The sequence below is a fragment of the Cryptosporangium arvum DSM 44712 genome, from assembly GCF_000585375.1.
Lineage (GTDB): Bacteria > Actinomycetota > Actinomycetes > Mycobacteriales > Cryptosporangiaceae > Cryptosporangium > Cryptosporangium arvum.
Map to the genome: position 1 here is coordinate 8,979,064 of NZ_KK073874.1, position 20,137 is coordinate 8,999,200.

Consider the following 20,137-nt stretch of genomic DNA (forward strand, 5'->3'; position numbering starts at 1 on the left):
GCGCCCACCCACCAACCCACACGCGCAATGTGCGTGAATGGTCACGCAGAGTCCGCCCTAACCCGATCCGCGCCCGTTTGAACCGTTGCGGCAGGATGGCGCCCGTGCCGACAGCTGTCCTCGAAGGACTTGCCCTCAATCCCGCGGCGCCGGCTGACGTGCTCATCCGGCTGATCGACCGGCACGGCCAGAGTCTGGGCAGCGAACTTACCTGCCGCCCGCTACCGGCCCCGGTGATCGACGTGATGCTGCGTCACCCCGAGCGCGAGGTGCGCGGCGGGCTGGCCGGCAACCTCGACGTCGACCTGCGCATTCGCGTCCGGATGGTCGACGACCCGGATCCGCTCGTGGTCGCGCGCGTGCGCCACGACCGGCGGAAGCCGTTACCGGCCGATGCGGTGGGCCGTTACCTCGAAGGCTTCGATCGGGTCGCGGCCAGCGGTCTGCTCAACACCCGGGAGGCGCGCCAGGAGCTGTGCCTCGCGATGGCCGACGATCGGCGGCTGGTGACGCCGGCCGCGCGCCACGCCAACCCGAACGTCCGCGCCGCCGCGGTCTTCTTCGAGCACCAGCTGTCCCCCACCGATCGGGCCGCGCTGCAGAAGGACCCCGCGCAGTCCGTCCGGCAAGCCTTCGAGGACCGCGTCGAACGCGCCACCGAACTCGACGAGCTCACCCCTGAACCCGGCTTCGGGCGCTGGATGCAGCTGGGTCGCCCGCTCACCCGCGAGGTCGTCGACCACGTGCTGGCCCGGAGCGACCCGAACGACCTCACGGTGCTGGCCACCAACCCGCACGTGCCCGCGGATGCGGTCTCCGCGCTGATCGGTCATCCCGCGCCGGAGGTCCGCAGCGCGATCGCTCATCGCGACGACCTCACCGCCGGCCAGGTCGCGCAGCTGCTCATCGATCCGCACCCCGTCGTCCGGAACGCGGTTTCGGTGCACCCGGCGCTCACCGAGGAGCAGCGCGCCGCGATCGGCGTCGATCTGCGCTACGTGCCCGGCGAGGGCGACTTCGGCCCCGACTGCGAGCACTCCGGTTCGTGGCGGGTCGATCCGGCCTGGACGCCCGACGAGGTGGCGCGGTGGGCGCGCTCGTCGAACGTGCTGCTGCGTCGTCGCGCTGCGCGCTCGCCGGAACTGCCGCCGACCCTCGTGCCGGTGCTGGCCGCCGATGGCGACCCCGGCGTCCGAATTCTGCTCGCGTTGCACTCGGCCGACGCTCCGCCGCGACTGTTGCTGGGCAGCTATCTGGAGTACACGGGCTGTGGACGGGCGACCCTGCCCCGCAAGCCGGGCTTCCCCGGCGCCGGTCTGGCCCGGTACTGGCGCGACCCCGACCCGGCGCTGCGTCTGCTCGTCGCGTTCGATCCGGACGCCGAGCCCAGCATCGTCGACACGCTGCGGTACGACCCCGACCACGACGTACGGCAGGCCGTCGCCGCCTCGCCGCAGCTCCCGCCGAAGCAGATCGTGGCCTTGCTCGACGACCCCGAGCTGGCCCGCGCCGCTGCCTCGAACCCGGCCCTGCCCGTGGACGTGATGCGGCAGCTGGTGAATTAGAGTCGCCCCATGCCGGAGCGCACTGCTTACACGTTCGATCCGTCCACCGGTGTGCCGCCGGGTGTCGGGCCGTTCTCGCACGCCGTGCGATGGGGCGACACGCTCTACGTCACCGGTCAGATGCCCACCGACCCGGCGACCGGCCAACTCGTGCCCGGTGACGTCGTCGTGCAGACCGGGCAGGTGTTCCGGAACCTCGCCGCGGTGCTCGCGCAGTTCGGCGCGGTGCTCGACGACGCGCTGATGGTGCGCGTGTACCTCACCGACTTCTCCGACTACGACCGCTTCAACGCCGAGTACGTCAGCTGGTTCAGCGGCCCGCTGCCGGCCCGCACCTGCGTCGGCTCCACCGGTCTCGCCGTCGGCGCCACGGTCGAGATCGACCTCATCGTCGGGATTCCGTCCTGATCCGGGCGGCCTGGCGAGTCAAGTAGTCGCGTTCGGCCAGGTCAACGGCTTTCCGAGCGGCTTCGACGTAGAGCTCGGCCGCCCTCGCCGGGTCGCCGTCGCGTTCGTGGAGGTACGCCGACACCGCGGAGTAGCGAGGCAACGAGTCGTCGAGCGCGGCGAGCGCCGCCAACCCGGCCCGCGCCCCGTCGGCCTCCCCCACCGCGACCGCGCGGTTGAGCCGCACGACCGGGCTGTCGGTGAATCGGAGCAGCTCGTCGTACCACTCGACGATCTGCACCCAGTCGGTCTCCTCGGCGGTCCGCGCGTCCGCGTGGAGCGCGGCGATCGCCGCCTGGGCCTGGAATTCGCCGAGTCGGTCGCGGGCCAGCGCGGCCTGCAGGATCCCGACGCCCTCGGCGATCGCCGTGGTGTCCCACCGCGTTCGGTCCTGGGCCGCGAGCGCCACCAGGCTGCCGTCGGGCGCGGTCCGCGACGGCCGGCGCGCGTTGTGGAGCAGCATCAACGCGAGCAGACCGGCCACCTCGGGGTGGTCGATCGCGGCCGCGAGCTGCCGGGTGAGCCGGATCGCCTCGGCGGCCAGGTCCACGTCACCCGAGTACCCCTCGTTGAAGACCAGGTACAGAACGCGGAGCACGGTGGCGACGTCGCCGGGCTGATCGAACCGTACGTCGGACACCGTGCGCTTGGCCCGGCTGATGCGTTGGGCCATCGTCGCCTCGGGCACCAGGTAGGCCTGGGCGATCTGGCGGGTCGTCAGGCCGCCGACCGCGCGCAGCGTGAGGGCCACGGCCGACGACGGGGTCAGCGACGGGTGCGCGCACAAGAAGTAGAGCTGGAGCGTGTCGTCGGTCTGCGGGGTCGGGCCCGGGGTCGGCTCTTCGGCCACTTCCCGGCGCCGGCGCGCGGTCTCCGAGCGGGCGGCGTCGAGGAATTTGCGCCACGCGACCGTGACCAGCCAGCTCTTGGGGTCCTGCGGCATCTCCGCCGGCCAGACCCGGACCGCTTCGACGAGCGCCTCCTGCACGGCGTCCTCGGCCGCCGCGAAGTCAGCTCCGCGGCGGACGAGGATTCCGAGCACCCCCGGGGTCAGCCCCCGGATCAGCGCTTCGTTCATTCGGACGTGTTCGACGGCGCCGACAGCAGCGGACGCAGCTCGAGCCACTCGTGGATCGGCTTGCCGTCCTTGCCGGGCGCGGCCGACAGCTCCCCGGCCAGTTCCACGGCGCGTTCGTAGCTGTCGACGTCGATGATGTACCAGCCGGCGATGAGGTCCTTCGTCTCCGCGAACGGACCGTCGGTCACCGGCGGGCGACCCTCGCCGTCGTAGCGGACGAACGTCCCCTCGGGCGCGAGCGCCTGCCCGTCGACGAACTCGCCCGACTTCTCGAGCCGGCCCGCGAAGTCACCCATGAACTGCATGTGGGCCGAGATCTCGTCCGGCGTCCACTGGTCCATCGGAACGTCGTTCACGGCCGACGGCGCGCCGCGGTAGTGCTTGAGCAGCAGGTACTTGGCCATCTCGGTTCTCCTTGGTGCGGGTGTGACCCATCGTGGTCACGATCGCCCCAGAGACGGAGCCGGAAACCGGTTCTCGACATCGTCGGCCGAGGTTTTCAAGAAAGTTCGCGGCGACGCCGGCTCACGACCTTCGCGCCGATCGCTATCGCCGCGCCGACGCACACCAGCGCGACCTTGAAGCCGACCTTGCCGAACGCCAGGAGGCCAACCGCCTTGACGGCCTCGCTCGCCCACCACGAGCCGTCCGCGAAGCGTCCCCAGTCGCCCTGGTACTCGAATCCGACGAACCACCAGCCGAGAACGATGAGCGCCAACCCGCCGGCCACGGTGAGGACGGCGGCGACGACGTGGCGCTTCGAGGTCGATGTGGTCATGCCTACGACGCTACGGCCGTGGCAGGTCGTTCTCGTCCTCCATGAGCGCGAACCGGGCCTCTAACCAGAGGTAGAGGCCCGGCACCAGGATCTACGTACTCAGGGACGGAGCATCGGGCCGGATCCCGGCTCGGGCTCCTCGTCCGCGCGGCGGACCTCGGTGTAGCCGTTCGCGCGCAGGGCGCGGGACACCTGACCGGAGGGCCGCAACGGGAGATGAGGACCGAGAATCTCGTCCCTGTCGTGCTCCGGAAGGACGTTCTGCCGACGGGCGGTGATCAGCCAGCGCACCGCCAACGCGGCCAGGATCACCAGCGCGAGGCCGAGCAGGATCTTCATGTACGAGGGCTACCCACCACGAACGCAGCCATACACCCGTCATGACAGGTTGTGACCAGAGACGAACACAACGTCAGCGTCAACGCCGGCCTTCCGACGCCGATGCGGGAACCACCAGTTCGCCTTGCCCAGCAGCGTCATCGCCGCCGGCACGAAGACCAGCCGCACCAGGGTGGCGTCGAGCAGGACGGCGGTGGCCAACCCGAGCCCGATCATGCGTGACAGCGGCGACGGGCTGAACACGAACGCCATGAACACCGCGGCCATGATCAACGCCGCGGACGTGATCACGCGCCCGGTCGACGCGATTCCCCGCGCCACCGAGCCGACCGGGTCGCCGTCGGCCAGGTACGCCTCGCGGATCCGCGACAGCAGGAACACCTCGTAGTCCATCGAGAGGCCGAACAGCACCGCGAAGAAGATCGTCGGCAGCGGCGACGCGATCACGATCGTGCTCTCCAGCCCGAACAGCTCCTTCAGCCACCCCCACTGGAACACCGCCACGACCACGCCGTACGCGGCGCCGATCGAGAGCAGGTTCATCAGCACGGCCTTGAGCGGCACCACGATCGAGCGGAAGACCAGCAACAACAGCACGAACGACGAGACGAGGATGCCGAGGACGAAGATCGGCAGCGTCCGGTCGAGCTGGCGCGTCAGGTCGTCGGTCACCGCGGTCAGGCCGGCGATCGCCACGTTGTCGGGCACCAGGTCACGCAGGCGCTCGAGGGTGTCGGACGTCGACGCGTCGGAGGGCGGGGTGGACGTGAGTACCCGCAGCACGGCGGTGTCCCCGGCCGGTGACGTCATCGGGTCGCCGACCGACGCGACGCCCGGGTCCGCGGCGATGCGCTGCGCGAGCGCGGGGACGTCGGTGTCGGCGCCGCGTAGATCGGCCACCACCAGCAGCGGCCCGTTGATGCCCGGACCGAAGCCCTCGGCCAGCAGGTCGTAGGCCCGGCGGTGGCTGATGCTCGTCGCGTCGTCGCCGGCGTCGGGGAACCCGGTGCGCATGCTCAGCGCCGGCGCGGCCAGCGTCAGCAGCACGGCCGTGGAGGCCAGCAGGTACGCGACCGGCCGCCGGGACACGTGGCGCGCGACCCGGCCCCAGCGGGAGTCGGTGCTCCGTCGCAACGGCAGGCGGCCCTTGTCGATGCGGTCACCGAGGAGGGACAGGATCGCCGGTAGCAGCGTCAGCGCGGCCAGCACCGCGGCGAAGACCACGATCGCCGTCGCGAGACCGATCGACACCAGGAACCCCAGGCCGGTCAGCACCAGCGCCACCATGGCGACCACCACGGTGCCGCCGGCGAACAGCACCGACGTCCCGGCGGTGCCCATCGCGTCGCCGAGCGCGGTGGGGCTGCCCGCGGCCCGCGCCTCCCGGTACCGCGCGACGATGAACAGCGCGTAGTCGATCCCGACGCCCAGCCCGATCATCGCGGCGATCGTCGGGGCCGCCGTCGACACGTCCATCGTGTGCGCCAGCAGCGCGATGCCCCCGAACCCGGCCCCCACCACGGTCAGCGCGAGCACGATCGGGATCAGCGCGGCCACCACGGTGCCGAACGCGACGAGCAGCACGACCAGGGCGGCCAGGATGCCGACCACCTCCGCGCCCGACGTGGCCTCCTCGGCGTTGATGAAAGCCGCGTCGCCACCGAGTTCGGTGGTCAGCCCGTCCCCGGCCGCCGGGCGGAGCACCTCGGTGATGTCGGCGAACGGTTCGGGTCCGATCTCGGTCGCCGGCACGTCGAACGTGATCTCGGTGTAGCCGATCCGCCCGTCGGACGAGACCGTGCCCGCGGCGAACGGGTCGGTCACGGCGGTCACGTGCTCGACCGACGCGATCCGCGCCACCGCGGCGGCGATCGCCGTCCGGTGATCGGCGAGGTCGTCGGCCGCGAACACGGCGACGGCGACCCCGTCACCCGCCGCCGGGAACCGCTCCTCGAGCAGCTCCATCGCGCGCTCGCTCCGGCTTCCCGGTGCGACGAAGTCGTCGGCGAACGAACCGCCGGCCACGCCGGCCAGCCCGAGCAGGGCGGCGGCGGCGAGCGCCCAGGTCAGAAGTGTGGTCCAGGGCCTGCGGGCGCTGGCGGTACCCAGTCGCCGAGTGAAGGTGTTCATGGCCGTCAGGGTGGGTCCGGGCCGGGTATCGGGTCGCCCGGCGGAAGACGGACGGTGTTCTCCGTCCCGCGGCGGAGAACGCGCCCGCCGCCAGGCGGATGACGGCGCGCCCGTCCGCCCCCTACCGTGCGGATGAGCCTGCGAGGAGGCGGCGATGCAGCTTTCGTTCCGCGGCCCGTTCGCGCGGTGGCCGCGGGCTTCCGACGCGGTGCTGGCCGCCGTGTTGTTCGCCGGTGCGCTGTTCCTGGAGGACGGCCCGAACGACTCCTGGGTGGTCCGCGACCTCACCGCGGTGCCGTTCGCGGTGACGCTGGCGCTGGCCATCGCCGGGAGCGCGCTGTACCTCCGGCGCCAGGCGCCGCTGCTGACCCTCGCGATCGTGCTGATCTGCTGGCTGTCGCTGCTGCTGAGCGACGGTTACGACGTCGGTTTCATCATGGTCGCCGCGCTCTACAGCGTCGGCCGGTACGTGGTCGACGTGCGCCTGGCGCTGGCCGGCCTGACCGCCTCGATGGGCGCGCTCGCGATCGACGGGCTCACCACGAGGACGAGCTGGGGCGAGACCGCGATCGGCGTCGTGTTCATGTTCGTCATCTGGTACGTCGGGCGTCGTCTGCGGCTGCGCAGCGAACACGCCGCTCAGCGGCGCCGCCAGCGTGACGACGAGCTGCGTCGCATCGTCGCCGAGGAACGCACGCACATCGCGCGTGAGCTGCACGACGTCGTCGCCCACCAGGTGAGCATGATGACCGTGCAGGCCGGGGCCGCGCAGGCCGTGGTGGCGGTCGACCCCGACTCCGCTCGCGAGGCGATGGCCGCGGTCGAGCAGGCCGGACGTCAGACGCTCGAGGAGCTGCGCCACCTGCTCGGTGTGCTCCGTCCCGAGCCCGCGGCGAACGGCGTCGGGCCGCAGCCGGGGCTCGCCGACGTGCCTCGGCTGATCGAGCAGGTCGCCAACGCCGGTCTGGACGTCACGATCGTCGACGAGCTCTCCGGTCCGCTGCCCACCCGGATCCAGCTGTCGGCCTACCGCATCGTCCAGGAGGCGTTGACGAACGTGCTCAAACACAGCGGTCCCGGCACCCGGGCCGACGTGCACCTGCGTGAGGACGGAGCCGAGGTGGTCGTCGAGGTGACCGACTCCGGGGCCGCCGGGACACCGCCACGCGCTCCGGGCCACGGCCTGATCGGCATGCGCGAACGCGCTGTGCTCCTGGGCGGCACGCTCGAGGCCGGCCCGCGCGCCGAAGGCGGGTTCCGCGTCGTGGCCCGCCTGCCGCGCGACGGGACGACCGCGTGAACCTCCGCGTCGTCGTGGCCGACGACCAGGCGCTGGTGCGCGGCGGCTTCAGCATGATCCTCCGAGCCCAACCCGACATCGACGTCGTGGCCGAGGCCGGCACCGGTCTGCAGGCCATCGAGGCCGCGCACGAACACCGTCCCGACGTCATCCTGATGGACATCCGGATGCCGGAGCTGGACGGGCTGGAAGCCACCGCGCGGATCCTCACCGACGCGGACTGGCCGGTGCGCGTGCTGATCCTCACCACCTTCGACCCGGACGAGTACGTCTACCAGGCGCTGCGTTCGGGGGCGAGCGGCTTCGTGCTCAAGGACATCCCACCGGCGGAGCTGGCGGTCGCGGTGCGCACGGTGGCCGCGGGCGGCGCGCTGATCGCGCCCTCGATCACCCGTCGTCTGATCAGCCGCTTCGCCGCGCGGCCGGGCGTCAACACGGCGGTGGCGGGACGGCTCGAGCGGTTGACCGACCGCGAACGGGACATCGTGATCGCAGTCGCCCGGGGCGCGACGAACACCGAGATCGCGCAGGAGCTCTACGTCGGGCCGGCGACCGTGAAGTCGCACGTGTCGAGCATCCTCACCAAGCTCGGCCTGCGCGACCGGGCGCAGATCGTGGTGTTCGCGTACGAGAGCGCGCTGGTCGAGCCGGGGAACTTCGACATCGGGCACTGAGAAAGCCCCGCCCGGGAAAACCCGGGCGGGGCTCGGCCACGCGTCTCAGTACGGCTGCTGGGTGCCGGGAATCGCGGTGGCGAGGCCCCGGCGGGCCCGCTCGGCCTTCAGCCCGGTGTCGATGATGTCGAAGCCGGTACCGAAGATCACCGACACGACGACGATCCGGGTGAGCCACATACCGGGGTTGTCGATCTCGCCCCAGTTGAGGCTGTCGATGTACTCCGGGTTGAAGAACTTGTCGCTGGCCAGCAGCCACACGACCGGGACAGCGACGGCCAGCGCGAGGACGGCGTTCACCGCGGTCACCGCATGGGTCCAGGCGGCCAGCCGGTAGACCCAGAACGCGTACGCGATCTCCAGCACGAACAGCACCAGCAGGTACGGCCACCAGAACGACCAGTTCGCCGGATCGAGCACCGGCTCGGCCGTGAACGTGAACTGCTGCAGGACGAGCGCGGCGATGACGAGCACCGGCCACACGATCAACCCGGCCAGCTCCGCGATGCCCATCGAGCGGGGCTCGTACTTCGGCAGCGCGGCCGGCGTCCATTCGTCGGTCGCGAGCTCTTCCCTCCCGACGCCGGTGCGGTCCAGGATCCAGAACACGCCCGTGGTCCAGAACAGCATGTGGGCGGCGATCGTGAGCGTCGCACCGATCGAGGTGCCGATGATCCGGCCGATGTTCGGGTCGGCGACCGCCTGGATGCCGGCCAGGACGACGACGACGATCGGCAGGACGATCGTGTAGAGCATCTTCATGATGCCCCGCCAGACCGGGTACAGGTCCGGGCCGAGCAGGTACTGCGGCCGGTCGGCGTACTGATCCGCCAATCGGCGTGGATCTCCTAACTCCCGCAGGGTGGCATCGACCGCGGCGTCGTGGTCTTCGCCGGCTTCGATGCGGGCGTCGACGGCGTCGTCGATCGAAGCGCGCAGTTCGCGGTCGATGTCGGTGCGCTGCTTCTCCGGGACGTGGCGGACGGCGGTGAAGACGTAGCGGTCGATGAGCGTGTTCATTCGGGGCTCCCGAGTTTGTCGAGGTCGGTGATGGCGGAGTCGAGACGGGACCACTCGGTGCGGAGGGTGTCCGCGATCGCGTCGCCGTCGGAGGTGGTGCGGTAGAACTTGCGCGGCCGGGCCTCGTCGGTGTTCCAGGAGCTGGTCAGGAGCCCTTGGGACTCCAGACGCCGCAGCAGCGGGTAGAGCGTGTTGGCCTCTACCTCGAACCCGGCCGCGCTCAACGTTTCGAGCAGCGAGTACCCGTAGCCCGGCTCCCGCAGGACGGTGAGGCTCGCAACGACGACCGTGCCGCGGCGCAACTCCTGCAGGTGGCTGGAGAGTGTCGCGTCGCTTGTCATGTCACTCACCATAGTGTGTCTCACACACTATTACAACGGGCACTTCGTTTTATCGAGATGCGGCTGCGGACGGGGCTCTGTGAGGATGGCGCCGATGACTCTCTCGATCCTCGACTGGCAGGGCTGGCGAGACGTCGCCGCGACCCTGTCCGTCGCCCCCGGCGTCCATGAACCTTCGGCTTTCTCGGCCCTGCTGGCCAGCACGTTGTCCGACGTCGAGGGCAAGACGCTCGTCGACGCCGGCAGCGGAGCCGGGCTGATCGCGATCGCGGCGCTGCGGTACGGGGCGCGCCACGTCGTCGCGGTGGACTCGGACGCTGCCGCGCTCGCCGTGACGGCCGAGAACGTCGAGCGGGTCGGTGGGCCCGACGCCCGCGCGCGGTTGTCGCTGTGGCAGGCCGACTTCGCCGAGCTGGGGCTGCTGCGCGCCGACGTGCTCGCGGTCAACCCGCCCCAGCGCCCCACCGCGGTGCTGGGCGGCGTCGAACCGGGGCAACGCCACCTGCACGTCGGCGGCGGTGACGACGGGCTGCAGACGATCCGGCTCGTGCTCCGGCACGCCCGCTGCTTCGAAGTACGCACCACCGCGGCCGACGTCCTGCCGGTGACCGCCGCGCTCGCGATCGACGGCTGGGCCCCGCCGGAGCGTCTGACGCAGGCCACGCTGCCGATGCACCCGGCGTGGGAGCCACTCACCGGCAGCCGCGAGGCGCTCGTCAACGTCTGGTCGCTGCCGGCCACATGATTGGTCGGCTCGGTTGCCGCAGGCGTAGTCGTGGCGGTCGGTACGGCCGCCCTCACCACCGGCGCGGCCGACGCCACGCCGGGGCACCGGTCTGGTCACGACCGCGCAGGTCACCGACGCGAGCCCGGCGGCGTGGTTCTCGAACACCGCCGACCGTGGGCAGCAGGACGACATCGCCCGTCAGTACCTCCAGGTCACCGAGCCCGACGTGATCCTCGGTGGTGGCGAGGACTGGTGGCTGCCCGCCGGCACCCCCGGCGCGTTCCCCGACAAGCCCGCCGAGGACCCCACCGAGGCCAGCAAGGGCACGAAGGGCAACCTGATCGAGGCGGCGAAGAAGAGCGGCTACACGTACGTCACTTCGGCCTCCGCGCTCAAGTCCGCCCGGGGTGACAAGCTGCTCGGCCTCTTCTCCAAGGGGGATGTTCCAGCAGAAGGAAGAGGGCAAGGGCGACGTCTACCAGCCGGTCGTGCCGCTCGCCGACATGACGACGAAGGCGCTGTCGACGCTCTCGAAGGACAAGGACGGCTTCTTCCTCTTCGTGGAGGAGGAGGGCGTCGACGAGTTCTCGCACGAGAACAACGGCACGCAGATGCTCAAGTCGATGGCCGAGCTCGAGAAGGCCGTCAAGGTCGCCAAGGCCTATGTGAACGAGCACCCCGACACGCTGCTCGTCATCACCGGTGACCACGACTGCGGCGGCGCCACGGTCGAGGCCGCGGAGGACACCGCGGACGAGTCGGGCGACGGCATCTCCAAGGAAGACGGACCGTTCGCGATCGCCGGCAGCCAGCACAAGTTCGTGATCGACTGGACGACGAGCGGCCACACCGGCGTGAACGTGCCGGTCACCGCGTCGGGCCCGTACGCGTCGTCGTTCACCGGCGAGCACGCGAACACGTACGTGCACGAGGTGCTCGCGAAGATCCTCACCAAGTGACGCCGGGCGGGGCACGCCTTCCGAGGGCCGTGCCCCGCTCCGGTCATCTCGCCGGACCGGGCGCGATCTGCTCGCCATCCCAGCGGACGTTCACCTTCGTCGCGCCGTCGTCGAACTCCAACCGGATGGTCCGGCCATCGAGCGCGAGGCCGGTGAGGTCCTTCGTGTCGCTCGGCTCACTCGTCTGCAGCCCGGGACCGGCAACCGTCAGGTCCGGCAGGTCACCGGTGAGGACCACGAGCCACGCCCGGCTGGTGCCACCGCCCTCTCCGACGCAGCCGAGCTCGGCGACGTAATCGGGGCGGTCGTCACCGGTGACGTCTCCGCGCACCGGCCTCGGGGCGTCGCCGATCCAGTAGCTGAACACCGTGTCCAAGCGGTCGACGAACGCACTGGCTTCCTTGAACGACACGGTCGGACCGCCGCAGCTGTCCTCCGGCAGCGCGGAGAAGTCGATCGTGACGTCGTCGAGCGGGCCGGCGGGTGTCTTGGTGGGCGTCGGCGGGGGCGAGGCACTGCTGGAAGACGGTGCCACCGCGGGCACCAGCCGGTGTTCGGGCTCGCCCCCGCGGAACAGACCCGCACCCAGCGCGACGAGCAGCACGAGCCCGCACGCGATCGCCGCCCGCCGCCGGCGCCGACGCCTCGTGACGATGGCGCGCACCGCCGCCCCGTCCCCGGTCGGGTAGGTCGGCACCGCGCGATACCGGTAGGCCGCGAACTCCGCCGTCATGCGGGTGTCGCTGTCGTCGATGCTCACTGACTCGCTCCTTCCCGCTGGTCGAGTGCCGTGGCCAGACGCGTCCGGCCGCGGTGCAACCACGACTTGACCGTCCCGACCGGCACCCCTTCCCGAGCCGCGATCTCGTCGACGCCGAGGTCGGCGAGGTAGTGCAGAACGACGACGCGGCGATGGGCGTCGGGCAGCGTGGCCAGCGCGCTGACCAGGTCCACCCGGCCGGGATCGGGGGGTGGCACCACCTCGGTCCGGTACCGCAACCGGTGCGTCAGCGCGGTACGCAGCCGACGCCAGCGGCTGATCGCCAGCCGGTGCGCCACCATGTGCACCCACCCGGCCGGGTTGTCGTAGCTCGACACCTGTGACCAGCGATTCCAGGCACGGCAGAAGGCCTCTTGGGCGATGTCCTCGGCCTCGGCCCGGTCACCGAGGTACAGCGCGATCTGCGCGGCGACGATCGCGTAGTGCCTGGTGTAGAACTCGTCGAACTGCTGCTCGGCGGATGCCATACCTCGTGCACGCGTGGCCCGGCGGCCAGGTTGCACCCCGGTGAAAGTTGATCAGCGGCGCGCGAGCGCGTACCGGAACCGATTGTGGAAACGGTAACCACCGGATTCGGTGCGGAACGGCCGCGCCGCTTCGACCACCAGCGGGGCCGAATCCGGGTCCTCCCCGAACAGGATCGCGGCGACCAGCGCGTTCTCGTCCGGCACCTCGAACGGCACGTCGATCAAGCCGGATTCGACGACGTCCGCACCGACGTCGGCGAGCAGCTCGGCCAGCCCGTCCGGCAGCCGCAGCTCACCGTCGATACCGGGCTCGTCGTTGAGCGCGGCGTCGATGGCGTCGAGTTCGTTGCCGGAGCGTTCGGCCCAGTTGGCCACGGCGACCCATCCTCCGGGCGCGGCGACCCGCAGCAACTCGGCCGCGGCGGCGTCCGGGTCGTCGGCGAACTGCAGCGCGTTGATCGCCGTCACCACGTCGAACTCGCCGTCCGGCCACGGCAGCGACTCCGCGTCGGCGAGCCGCACGTCGGCCTCCGGCGCGGCCCGGCGGGCCAGGTGCACCATCCCGTCGGCGGGGTCCACACCGGCCACTCGCACGCCGCGCCCGGCGAGCTCGGTCAAAAACTCACCACTGCCGCATCCGACGTCGAGCACGCGCGAGCCCGGGCCGACGGCAGTGGCACGCACGAACAGCTCCCGTACCGGGGCCGCGAACGACCCCCACCACCGCGCCCATTCCTCGGCAACAGGCGACCAGTCTTCCCCCACCCTTCAGACCTTATCTCCGAAGGCGTAACGGGTTCTCAGGTGTCAGAGCGTAACCACGACACCGATCATCGGCGGGCGCCGCATGCGCACCAGGCGTGCGAACGCGTTGCCGATGCGGGACATCAGGTAACGGTCAGCGAGCAGCTTCCGCGCCCGCGCCGTGCCGGTGTCGTCGAGCAGGCGCGCGGTGCCGGACGCCGTGGGCGCGCCCGGCGCGATCTTGCCCCGCACGTCGCACGCCACGACCTCGACCTGCGGGTTGTTGCGGATCCGCTTGACCTTCCACGACTCCGCCTCGGTGACGATCCACAGTTCACCGTCGTGCGGCACCTGCCAGACCGGGGTCGCCACCGGGGTGCCGTCTTTGCGGTAGGTCGTCAGGCTGATGTGTTTGCTACGCGCGATCTCTTCCGCGGCGGTCATTCCACCAGGGTACGGCCAGTCAGCGCAGCCACCACTGCGGACTCGTCAGCACGATCGGCAACTGCCGGTCGGCCCCGCCACGCCGGTGGCGACCCCGGTAGTGCTGCCGGGCGGCCGCGCGTTTCGCCGCGATCGATCGTCGGGTCACGCCGCCACCCCCGGCACGTCTTCGAGCTGGAACCACACCGGGAGGCCACGGTCGCGTGCGATCGCGACGTCCTGGTCGGCGCCGGTGGAGGCACCGGGGAGACGCAGGACGGCATCGCAGTGCTGCAGGAGGCGCTGCGCGGTCGGGTACATGATCTGCTCGGCGACCGGGTCCAGCGGCCCGGAGCCACCGGCACCGTGCAGAACCGGCAGCGCGACCCACTCGCCGATCATCGGCACGTGACCGGCACGGAAGATCGGCCACGCGGCCTCTTCGAGTTTCCGCAGGTTGGAGGCCATCAGTTCGGGATCGTCACCGGTGCCCGACCGATACGGGCCGGCGATCAGAATGAGGAGTGGCTTGCTCGTCGTCATGAACGTTAAGCTACAGGCAAAAACGTGCAGAAACAAGAAGGAGTCTGAATGCTCGCCGCGCAACGCCAGGAGCTCCTGCTCCGGCGGCTGGAGTCCGAGGGGCGGATCGTCGCCAAAGACATCGCCGCTGAGCTGCAGATATCGGAGGACAGCATTCGACGGGACCTTCGCGAGCTGGCCGCCGCCGGGCTGTGTCAACGCGTCTACGGCGGCGCACTGCCGGTCTCCCCGGCCATTGCCGACCTACAAACACGCACAAACGTGCAACCGGACAGCAAACTTCGGGTAGCCACCCGCGCTGCCCGCCTCATCACGCCGGGCACCACCGCGATCCTCGACGGCGGCACGACCGCGCTGGCCGTCGCCCGGTCCCTGCCGCCGGACCTGCGGGCCACGATCGTCACGCACAGCCCCACGGTCGCGTCCGCGCTCGTCGACCACCCGACCGTCGAGATCCACGTCATCGGCGGACGCATCTTCAAGCACTCCGCGGTCGCTTGCGGAGCCGCCGCTGTCGAGGCCGCAGCGGGCATCAACGCGGACGTGTTCCTGATGGGCGTCACCGGGGTGCACGCCACCGCCGGGCTGACCACCGGCGACGCCGACGAGGCCGCGATGAAGCGCGCGCTGTCCCGGCGTGCGGCCGACACCTACGTGCTGGCCAGCGCCGAGAAGATCGGAGCCGCGTCCCGCTTCGCCGTGCTGGGGCCGGGCGACGTGGCGGGCATCATCACCGACGTGGCCCCGGACCATCCGACCCTGCGCGACCTCACCGCCGCCGGCATCAACGTCCTCACTGCTTAGGAGCGCGACTCGTGGAAGACCCGGCACGACTCGGTACCAGCGTCCTGTCTGACGGCCGCCGACTCGCGTGGAGCGAATGGGGGCCGGCCGATGGACGCCCGGTGCTCCTGTTTCCCGGCGCGGCGACGAGCCGGTGGCTCGGGTTGGCCGCCGGTGTTCCGGATGCGCTGCGCGCCCGCGTGATCTCGATCGATCGGCCCGGTCTCGGCGCCTCCGATCCCGCCCCCGGTCGTTCGCTGCTCGACTGGGCCGACGACGTCGCAGAGCTCGGCCTCGACCGCCCGGTGGCGATCGCGTACTCCCAGGGCGCGCCGTTCGGGCTGGCCTGCGCTCACCGCGGTGTGATCTCGGCGCTCGCGGTGGTCTCCGGTACCGACGAGCTAGCGGCGCCCGCGGTCTGCGATCGCCTGCGGCCCGACGTCCGAACGTTGGTGCGGTTGCCGGAGGCGGAGGCCCGGGAGGCCTTCGCGGTCGTGGCGGACCCCGACACCATGATCGAGATGGTGCTCTCGATGAGCTCCGACGCCGATCGAGAGATCTACACCGAACCGTCGTTCACGGCGGCCTACCGGCGAGCGCTGACCGAAGCGTTCGCGCAGGGCACGGACGGGTACGTGACCGACACGCTGCTGTCGACGACCCGGTGGCCGTTCGACCCCGCGGAGATCCGCGTGCCGGTGACGCTCTGGTACGGCGCCCGCGACACCAGCCCGGTGCATTCGCCGGACTTCGGCGCTTCGCTCGCGCGGCGAATCCCCGGCGCGACCCACCACATGCTGCCCGACGAGGGCGGAGCGCTGCTGTGGACCCGCGGCTGCGACATCGTGGGAAGTCTCTAGCCGAGTTCGCGCTCCAGGAAAGCACGTTCGGCGGCGTTGTCGGTGAGCGTGAGAGCACGGGCGTACTCCTCGCGGGCTTCGGCGTCGCGGCCGCAGCGGCGTAGGAAGTCGGCCTTCGTCGCCGGGAGGTACTGGTACCGCGCGAGTTCGCCGCTCGCCTCGATCGGCTCCAGCGCGGCGAGCCCGGCCGCGGGCCCTGACACCATCGCCACCGCGACCGCCCGGTTCAACGCCACGACCGGCGTCGGCCAGGTTCGCAGCAGCGCGTCGTAGAGCGTCAGGATCTGGGGCCAGTCGGTCTCGGCGTAGGTCGGCGCCTGGGCGTGCAGCGCCGCGATCGCGGCCTGCAGCGTGAACCGGCCGGGTGGGCCCGCCCGGAGCGCGGAGAGGACCAGGCGATCGGCCTCCGCGATGAGCGCGCGATCCCAGGCCGACCGGTCCTGGTCGGCCAGGCGGAGCAGCCGTCCCGCCGCGTCCGTGCGGGTGCTCTCCCGGCTCTTGTGGACGACGAGCAACGCGACGAGCCCGGTGGCTTCGGCCTCGCCCGGCAGCAGCGCGTGCAGCATCCGAGCCAGGTCGAGCGCGCACTCGGCCACGTCGGTCCGCACGAGCGTGTCGCCGGACGGCGCGGTGTGGCCGGTGGTGCCGAGCAGGTGGACGGCGGTCAGCACGTCGTCGAGCCGGGCCGGGAGTTCGTGCTGCTCCGGCACCCGGTACGGGATCCGTGCGGCCGCGATCTTCTTCTTGGCCCGCGTGATTCGCGCGGCCATCGTCGGCTCCGGGACCAGGAACGCCGACGCGACGTCCGCGGTGCTGACCCCGCACACCAGGCGCAGCGTCAGCGCGATCCGTGCCTCGGGCGCCAGCGCGGGATGGCAGCAGGTGAAGACCAGGCGGAGCCGGTCGTCGGACACGATTTCCCCCTCCCGCTCGATCAGCAGGGGCAGCTTCGAACGCAGCGTCTGCTCACGCGCGAGGGCGTTGAGCGCCTTGTTCCGGGCCGCGGTGGTGAGCCAGGCCCCGGGGCGGTCCGGCACGCCGTCACGCTCCCACGCGACCAACGCGGAGACGTACGCGTCCTGGACGCACTCCTCGGCGAGATCGAGATCGCGCGTGACGCGCACCGTCGCGGCGAGCACCCTGGCCCACTCGCGGCGGTGCGCGTCAGCAACGGCGTGCTCGGCTCTCAGTCGAGCACCTGGAAGTCGACCAACGGACGCACTTCGACGCCGCCGGTGACGATCGGCGTGAGCTTCGCCAGCTCCAGCGCGTGGTCGAGGTCTCGGGCCTCGAGGACGTAGACGCCGGCCAGCGCTTCCTTCGTCTCGACGAACGGCCCGTCGGTGAGCAGGCCGCCACGGATGACCGTGGCCGTCGACGAATCCTGGAAACCCAGGCCGGCGACGACCCGGCCGCCCTGGTCGGCGATGCGATCGGGGAGCGTCAGGTGCCCGTTCATCACCTCCGGGGGTAGCTCCTCCGGGGGCACGGCCTCGTAGATGAAGACCGCGTACTGGGGTTTGCTGCTCATGCGGACACCGCCTCGGTGGTGGCCAGGCTGTCGAGCCAGGCGTGCCAGTCGTCGCTCTCGTCAAAAGTGTGGACCGAGACACCGACGGAACCGTCCCAGGCGTCGCGACCGAACACCCGGATGATGACGTCGTCGGCGTGCAGCCCGAGAAAGTGCGTGCTCTCGTAGTAGACCGCACCGCGATCACGCACGCGGGCGCACACCTCGGCGAACGAGCCGGGGACGTCGATCTCCCGGCAGCGGGCCGGCCGTCCGGCGAACCAACGCAGGTAGGCCTCCAGGCTGCGGAGGTAGAACTCGGTGTGCGCCGAGCCCTGGTCGTAGACGACGTCGTCGGCGAGGTCCGGGCTGGTGTGCGTGAAGTGCAGGTGAGTGCTGGTTCCGGCGGCCTCCAGCCGAATTTCGAGCTCGTTGAACCAGCCGTTCTCGTTCTCGGCCCGCGTGCGGAAGTGCCGGCCGGGCAGCCACGCGGTGACGAACCCACCGCCCGGGGTGAGCCCGCGCTCGGTGCCGCCGAGGCGCGGCTCGTAGTCGACCTGCCACTGCCAGGCGGCGGTGTGGCGGGTGATCGCCTCCCAGGTCGTGGTGGCGTCGGCCGGGAGCGTGCCGTCCCAGCGATAGGTCTCGGGCATCTGTCGATCTCCGTTTCGTTCGAACCGTTCCGTCAATGACGACCGACGACGAGGACGAAAATCGACAGCATGAGTTATCCACCTCCGCTGTACGACGGAGAACACGGGGAACTGACCGCGACCTACCGGCGGCCCGACGCGAAGCCGGAGCTGACCTACCCGAACGGCAACACCGTGCACTACCTGGCCACTTCTGAATCGACCGGCGGGCTGTTCGGGCTCTACCGGTGGGACATGGGGCCGGAGCCGAGCGGTCCCGGGCCCCATTTCCACCGATCGATCGCCGAGTCGTTCTACATCCTGTCGGGCCGCGTCCGGATCTACGACGGCACGCGGTGGATCGAAACGTCACCGGGCGACTGGGTGCACGTGCCCATCGGGGGTGTCCACGGGTTCCGCAACGAGTCCGGAGAGCCGGCGTCGATGCTGCTGCACTTCGCGCCCGGCGCACCCCGCGAGGGCTACTTCGAAGGGCTGCTGGACTTCGGCTCGATGTCCGCGGAGGAGAAGGAAGAGTTCTACCGCGAGCACGACAACTTCTGGCTCTAGATCGTCCGCCACAGCTCGCAGTGGTGGTCGGCAGCGCTGCCCGCCAACGGTTCGACGTGCGGATACCTCGGCCAGCCGGGGTCACCGCGGCGGGCGAAGCGGGTCCAGGCGTCGACCATGCGGTCGGACAGTTCCTGCTGGTCCGGCGACAGCCGCGGGCCGGGGAACAGGTAGGCCAGTTCGGTGCCGTGCGCCGCGCCCAGCGGAAACCCGTCGGTGGGGATCCGCTGGGCGTTCGGTGCGGTGCGGTCCCCGAACTCGTAGCCGTAGGCCGCCAGGGCCCGGTTGGCCTCGAGCGTGGTGCACGACCAGCCGGCGTCGGTGAGCAGGGTCGCCCAGGCGAGGGCAGGCGTGGGCTTCGGCGGATAGACGGCACGCACGCGTGGCGCGGCCGGGCCGAACGAGTCCGCGAGCAACTCGTCGTACTTGGCTTCGTCGATCGTGAGACCCGCCGCGAGCGCGGGCGCGACGTAGAAGCGCATCTCGTCGCGGTTGGAACCCTGCAGCACCGGTACCCGGTGGAAGCGCCCGGCCCGGAGCGCGGTCGCCGGATCGTCGCCGACGGCGAAGCCCGGGAAGGAGAACCGGGACATGAGATCGGTGGTGGCCAGCTCGGCCGTGGGCTTGGCGCGCAGACAGGCCAGGTCGCCGCACCCCAGTTGACGTAGCGTCCGCGCGGTCATGGTCGCGACCTGGTCCTTCGGCCACCACGGACGATATGCCGGCACACCCGGCGCGATGCCGTTCCTCGGTATCTCGGTGAGGCACGACCCGGATTCGATTATCGCCTTGTCGAACAGGCCCTCCGAGGCCGGTGAGGTGAGGTGGGAACACACGCTCATCCCGCCTGCGGACTCCCCGAACAGGGTGACGTTCCGCGGGTCGCCGCCGAACGCGGTCGCGTTGGCGCGCACCCACCGCAGGGCCGCCGCCTGGTCGGCCAACCCGAAGTTGCCGCCCAGGAAGCCGAAGATGCCCAGGCGGTAGTTCACGGTGACCACGACCGTGTTGCCCCGGGTGGCCAGGCGGCGTCCGTCGTAGTCGGTGCTGGTGCCGTAGGTGAAGCCGCCGCCGTGCAGCCAGACCATGACCGGGCGGTTCCGGTCGTCGTTGGCCGGCTCGGTGACGTTCAGGTACAGGCAGTCCTCGGAACCGTTCAGCCCCGGGCCACCGGTCTTCGCCTGGGCGCACGACGGCGGCGGCCGGGTGGCGTCGCGGGTGCCGTTCCACGGTCGCGCGGGCTCGGGCGGCTTCCACCGGGTGGGCGGCGCCGCGTACGGGATGCCCTGATAGGTGCGGTGATCGCCGTGGTCGGTGCCGCGGATCATCCCGTGATCCGTGCGGACCACCGGGGCGTCGGGAGTCGCACCCGTGCACGCGGAGAGGGCCAGCAGCAGGACAGCGATTGATTTGCGCATGGATCCGGCTTATCGCGCCACCCGCGGACGACGAATCGGCCGATGCGC

At 71.0% G+C, this 20,137-nt stretch carries 25 protein-coding genes and 1 pseudogene; 9 read left to right on the plus strand and 17 right to left on the minus strand.

Going from position 1 to position 20,137, the window contains the following annotated elements:
* Window positions 1-104: 104 nt before the first annotated feature.
* On the plus strand, window positions 105-1,565 hold the full coding sequence (locus tag CRYAR_RS41315; protein ID WP_157018501.1) for a hypothetical protein: 1,461 nt from the start codon (window positions 105-107) through the stop codon (window positions 1,563-1,565).
* A 9-nt stretch (window positions 1,566-1,574) separates the two neighbouring features.
* Complete coding sequence (locus CRYAR_RS41320) at window positions 1,575-1,973, plus strand: RidA family protein (RefSeq protein ID WP_035859113.1); 399 nt, start codon at window positions 1,575-1,577, stop codon at window positions 1,971-1,973.
* On the opposite strand, the gene CRYAR_RS41325 is transcribed toward CRYAR_RS41320, so the two are convergent.
* From CRYAR_RS41325 to CRYAR_RS41345, 5 genes are all read right to left on the minus strand, one after another.
* Window positions 1,951-3,090, minus strand: coding sequence for an RNA polymerase sigma factor (locus CRYAR_RS41325; protein ID WP_035859119.1), 1,140 nt, complete (start codon window positions 3,088-3,090; stop codon window positions 1,951-1,953). The genes CRYAR_RS41320 and CRYAR_RS41325 overlap by 23 nt on opposite strands.
* Window positions 3,087-3,494 carry a YciI family protein gene (locus tag CRYAR_RS41330; RefSeq protein ID WP_035859122.1) on the minus strand — a complete coding sequence of 136 codons (408 nt, stop codon included), beginning with the start codon at window positions 3,492-3,494 and terminating at the stop codon, window positions 3,087-3,089. The genes CRYAR_RS41325 and CRYAR_RS41330 overlap by 4 nt, the downstream gene beginning before the upstream one ends.
* Before the next feature lie 95 nt (window positions 3,495-3,589).
* A complete protein-coding gene (locus tag CRYAR_RS41335) occupies window positions 3,590-3,868 on the minus strand; it encodes a hypothetical protein (RefSeq protein WP_035859125.1) in 279 nt (92 codons plus the stop codon).
* A gap of 99 nt (window positions 3,869-3,967) precedes the next feature.
* On the minus strand, window positions 3,968-4,207 hold the full coding sequence (locus CRYAR_RS41340) for a hypothetical protein (RefSeq protein WP_035859127.1): 240 nt from the start codon (window positions 4,205-4,207) through the stop codon (window positions 3,968-3,970).
* Window positions 4,208-4,246: 39 nt separating this feature from the next.
* Window positions 4,247-6,337: an MMPL family transporter gene (locus CRYAR_RS41345; protein WP_035859129.1), complete on the minus strand. Its 2,091-nt coding sequence runs from the start codon at window positions 6,335-6,337 to the stop codon at window positions 4,247-4,249.
* Window positions 6,338-6,491: 154 nt separating this feature from the next.
* Here CRYAR_RS41345 and CRYAR_RS41350 point away from each other — a divergent pair, with 154 nt between their 5' ends.
* Together CRYAR_RS41350 and CRYAR_RS41355 are read left to right on the plus strand one after the other, a co-directional pair.
* On the plus strand, window positions 6,492-7,637 hold the full coding sequence (locus CRYAR_RS41350; RefSeq protein ID WP_035859144.1) for a sensor histidine kinase: 1,146 nt from the start codon (window positions 6,492-6,494) through the stop codon (window positions 7,635-7,637).
* Window positions 7,634-8,311, plus strand: a complete 678-nt coding sequence (locus CRYAR_RS41355) for a response regulator transcription factor (RefSeq protein WP_035859147.1) — start codon at window positions 7,634-7,636, stop codon at window positions 8,309-8,311. The genes CRYAR_RS41350 and CRYAR_RS41355 overlap by 4 nt, the downstream gene beginning before the upstream one ends.
* Before the next feature lie 45 nt (window positions 8,312-8,356).
* Here the strand turns inward: CRYAR_RS41355 and CRYAR_RS41360 are convergent, their stop codons facing one another.
* A complete protein-coding gene (locus tag CRYAR_RS41360; RefSeq protein ID WP_035859149.1) occupies window positions 8,357-9,331 on the minus strand; it encodes a permease prefix domain 1-containing protein in 975 nt (324 codons plus the stop codon).
* On the minus strand, window positions 9,328-9,672 hold the full coding sequence (locus tag CRYAR_RS41365) for a PadR family transcriptional regulator (RefSeq protein WP_035869963.1): 345 nt from the start codon (window positions 9,670-9,672) through the stop codon (window positions 9,328-9,330). The genes CRYAR_RS41360 and CRYAR_RS41365 overlap by 4 nt, the downstream gene beginning before the upstream one ends.
* Before the next feature lie 94 nt (window positions 9,673-9,766).
* Here CRYAR_RS41365 and CRYAR_RS41370 point away from each other — a divergent pair, with 94 nt between their 5' ends.
* Together CRYAR_RS41370 and CRYAR_RS51155 are read left to right on the plus strand one after the other, a co-directional pair.
* Window positions 9,767-10,417, plus strand: coding sequence for a 50S ribosomal protein L11 methyltransferase (locus tag CRYAR_RS41370; RefSeq protein ID WP_169745161.1), 651 nt, complete (start codon window positions 9,767-9,769; stop codon window positions 10,415-10,417).
* 79 nt (window positions 10,418-10,496) lie between these two features.
* Window positions 10,497-11,358, plus strand: a pseudogene (locus CRYAR_RS51155) (alkaline phosphatase); the annotation flags it as partial.
* Window positions 11,359-11,401: 43 nt separating this feature from the next.
* Here the strand turns inward: CRYAR_RS51155 and CRYAR_RS41380 are convergent.
* The 6 genes from CRYAR_RS41380 to CRYAR_RS41400 form a co-directional block, all read right to left on the minus strand.
* Window positions 11,402-12,118 carry a hypothetical protein gene (locus CRYAR_RS41380; protein WP_035859154.1) on the minus strand — a complete coding sequence of 239 codons (717 nt, stop codon included), beginning with the start codon at window positions 12,116-12,118 and terminating at the stop codon, window positions 11,402-11,404.
* Window positions 12,115-12,606 (minus strand): RNA polymerase sigma factor, encoded by a 492-nt coding sequence (locus CRYAR_RS41385; protein ID WP_035859157.1) that lies wholly within the window; start codon window positions 12,604-12,606, stop codon window positions 12,115-12,117. The genes CRYAR_RS41380 and CRYAR_RS41385 overlap by 4 nt, the downstream gene beginning before the upstream one ends.
* 51 nt (window positions 12,607-12,657) lie before the next feature.
* On the minus strand, window positions 12,658-13,290 hold the full coding sequence (locus CRYAR_RS41390) for a class I SAM-dependent methyltransferase (RefSeq protein WP_211247896.1): 633 nt from the start codon (window positions 13,288-13,290) through the stop codon (window positions 12,658-12,660).
* A gap of 123 nt (window positions 13,291-13,413) precedes the next feature.
* Window positions 13,414-13,794 carry a PPOX class F420-dependent oxidoreductase gene (locus tag CRYAR_RS41395; protein WP_035859162.1) on the minus strand — a complete coding sequence of 127 codons (381 nt, stop codon included), beginning with the start codon at window positions 13,792-13,794 and terminating at the stop codon, window positions 13,414-13,416.
* A gap of 19 nt (window positions 13,795-13,813) precedes the next feature.
* Entirely contained in the window at window positions 13,814-13,942 is a 129-nt protein-coding gene (locus tag CRYAR_RS50525) for a hypothetical protein (protein WP_281174669.1), read from the minus strand.
* Complete coding sequence (locus tag CRYAR_RS41400) at window positions 13,939-14,316, minus strand: NUDIX hydrolase (protein WP_035859164.1); 378 nt, start codon at window positions 14,314-14,316, stop codon at window positions 13,939-13,941. Before CRYAR_RS41400 ends, CRYAR_RS50525 begins: the two co-directional genes overlap by 4 nt.
* 48 nt (window positions 14,317-14,364) lie before the next feature.
* On the opposite strand from CRYAR_RS41400, the gene CRYAR_RS41405 reads away from it, so the two are divergent.
* Both CRYAR_RS41405 and CRYAR_RS41410 read left to right on the plus strand, forming a co-directional pair.
* Window positions 14,365-15,120 (plus strand): DeoR/GlpR family DNA-binding transcription regulator, encoded by a 756-nt coding sequence (locus CRYAR_RS41405; RefSeq protein WP_035859166.1) that lies wholly within the window; start codon window positions 14,365-14,367, stop codon window positions 15,118-15,120.
* 101 nt (window positions 15,121-15,221) lie between these two features.
* On the plus strand, window positions 15,222-15,959 hold the full coding sequence (locus tag CRYAR_RS41410) for an alpha/beta fold hydrolase (RefSeq protein ID WP_035859168.1): 738 nt from the start codon (window positions 15,222-15,224) through the stop codon (window positions 15,957-15,959).
* On the opposite strand, the gene CRYAR_RS41415 is transcribed toward CRYAR_RS41410, so the two are convergent.
* The 3 genes from CRYAR_RS41415 to CRYAR_RS41425 are packed head-to-tail and all read right to left on the minus strand — an operon-like array spanning window position 15,956 to window position 18,122.
* On the minus strand, window positions 15,956-17,149 hold the full coding sequence (locus tag CRYAR_RS41415) for an RNA polymerase sigma factor (RefSeq protein WP_211248078.1): 1,194 nt from the start codon (window positions 17,147-17,149) through the stop codon (window positions 15,956-15,958). The two genes, CRYAR_RS41410 and CRYAR_RS41415, sit on opposite strands and share 4 nt — an antisense overlap.
* Window positions 17,146-17,490: a YciI family protein gene (locus CRYAR_RS41420; RefSeq protein ID WP_035859172.1), complete on the minus strand. Its 345-nt coding sequence runs from the start codon at window positions 17,488-17,490 to the stop codon at window positions 17,146-17,148. The genes CRYAR_RS41415 and CRYAR_RS41420 overlap by 4 nt, the downstream gene beginning before the upstream one ends.
* A complete protein-coding gene (locus CRYAR_RS41425; protein ID WP_051571745.1) occupies window positions 17,487-18,122 on the minus strand; it encodes an SRPBCC family protein in 636 nt (211 codons plus the stop codon). Before CRYAR_RS41425 ends, CRYAR_RS41420 begins: the two co-directional genes overlap by 4 nt.
* A 69-nt stretch (window positions 18,123-18,191) precedes the next feature.
* Here CRYAR_RS41425 and CRYAR_RS41430 point away from each other — a divergent pair, with 69 nt between their 5' ends.
* Window positions 18,192-18,671 carry a cupin domain-containing protein gene (locus CRYAR_RS41430; RefSeq protein WP_035859173.1) on the plus strand — a complete coding sequence of 160 codons (480 nt, stop codon included), beginning with the start codon at window positions 18,192-18,194 and terminating at the stop codon, window positions 18,669-18,671.
* On the opposite strand, the gene CRYAR_RS41435 is transcribed toward CRYAR_RS41430, so the two are convergent.
* Window positions 18,668-20,089 (minus strand): carboxylesterase/lipase family protein, encoded by a 1,422-nt coding sequence (locus CRYAR_RS41435; protein ID WP_051571747.1) that lies wholly within the window; start codon window positions 20,087-20,089, stop codon window positions 18,668-18,670. The two genes, CRYAR_RS41430 and CRYAR_RS41435, sit on opposite strands and share 4 nt — an antisense overlap.
* Window positions 20,090-20,137 lie beyond the last annotated feature (48 nt).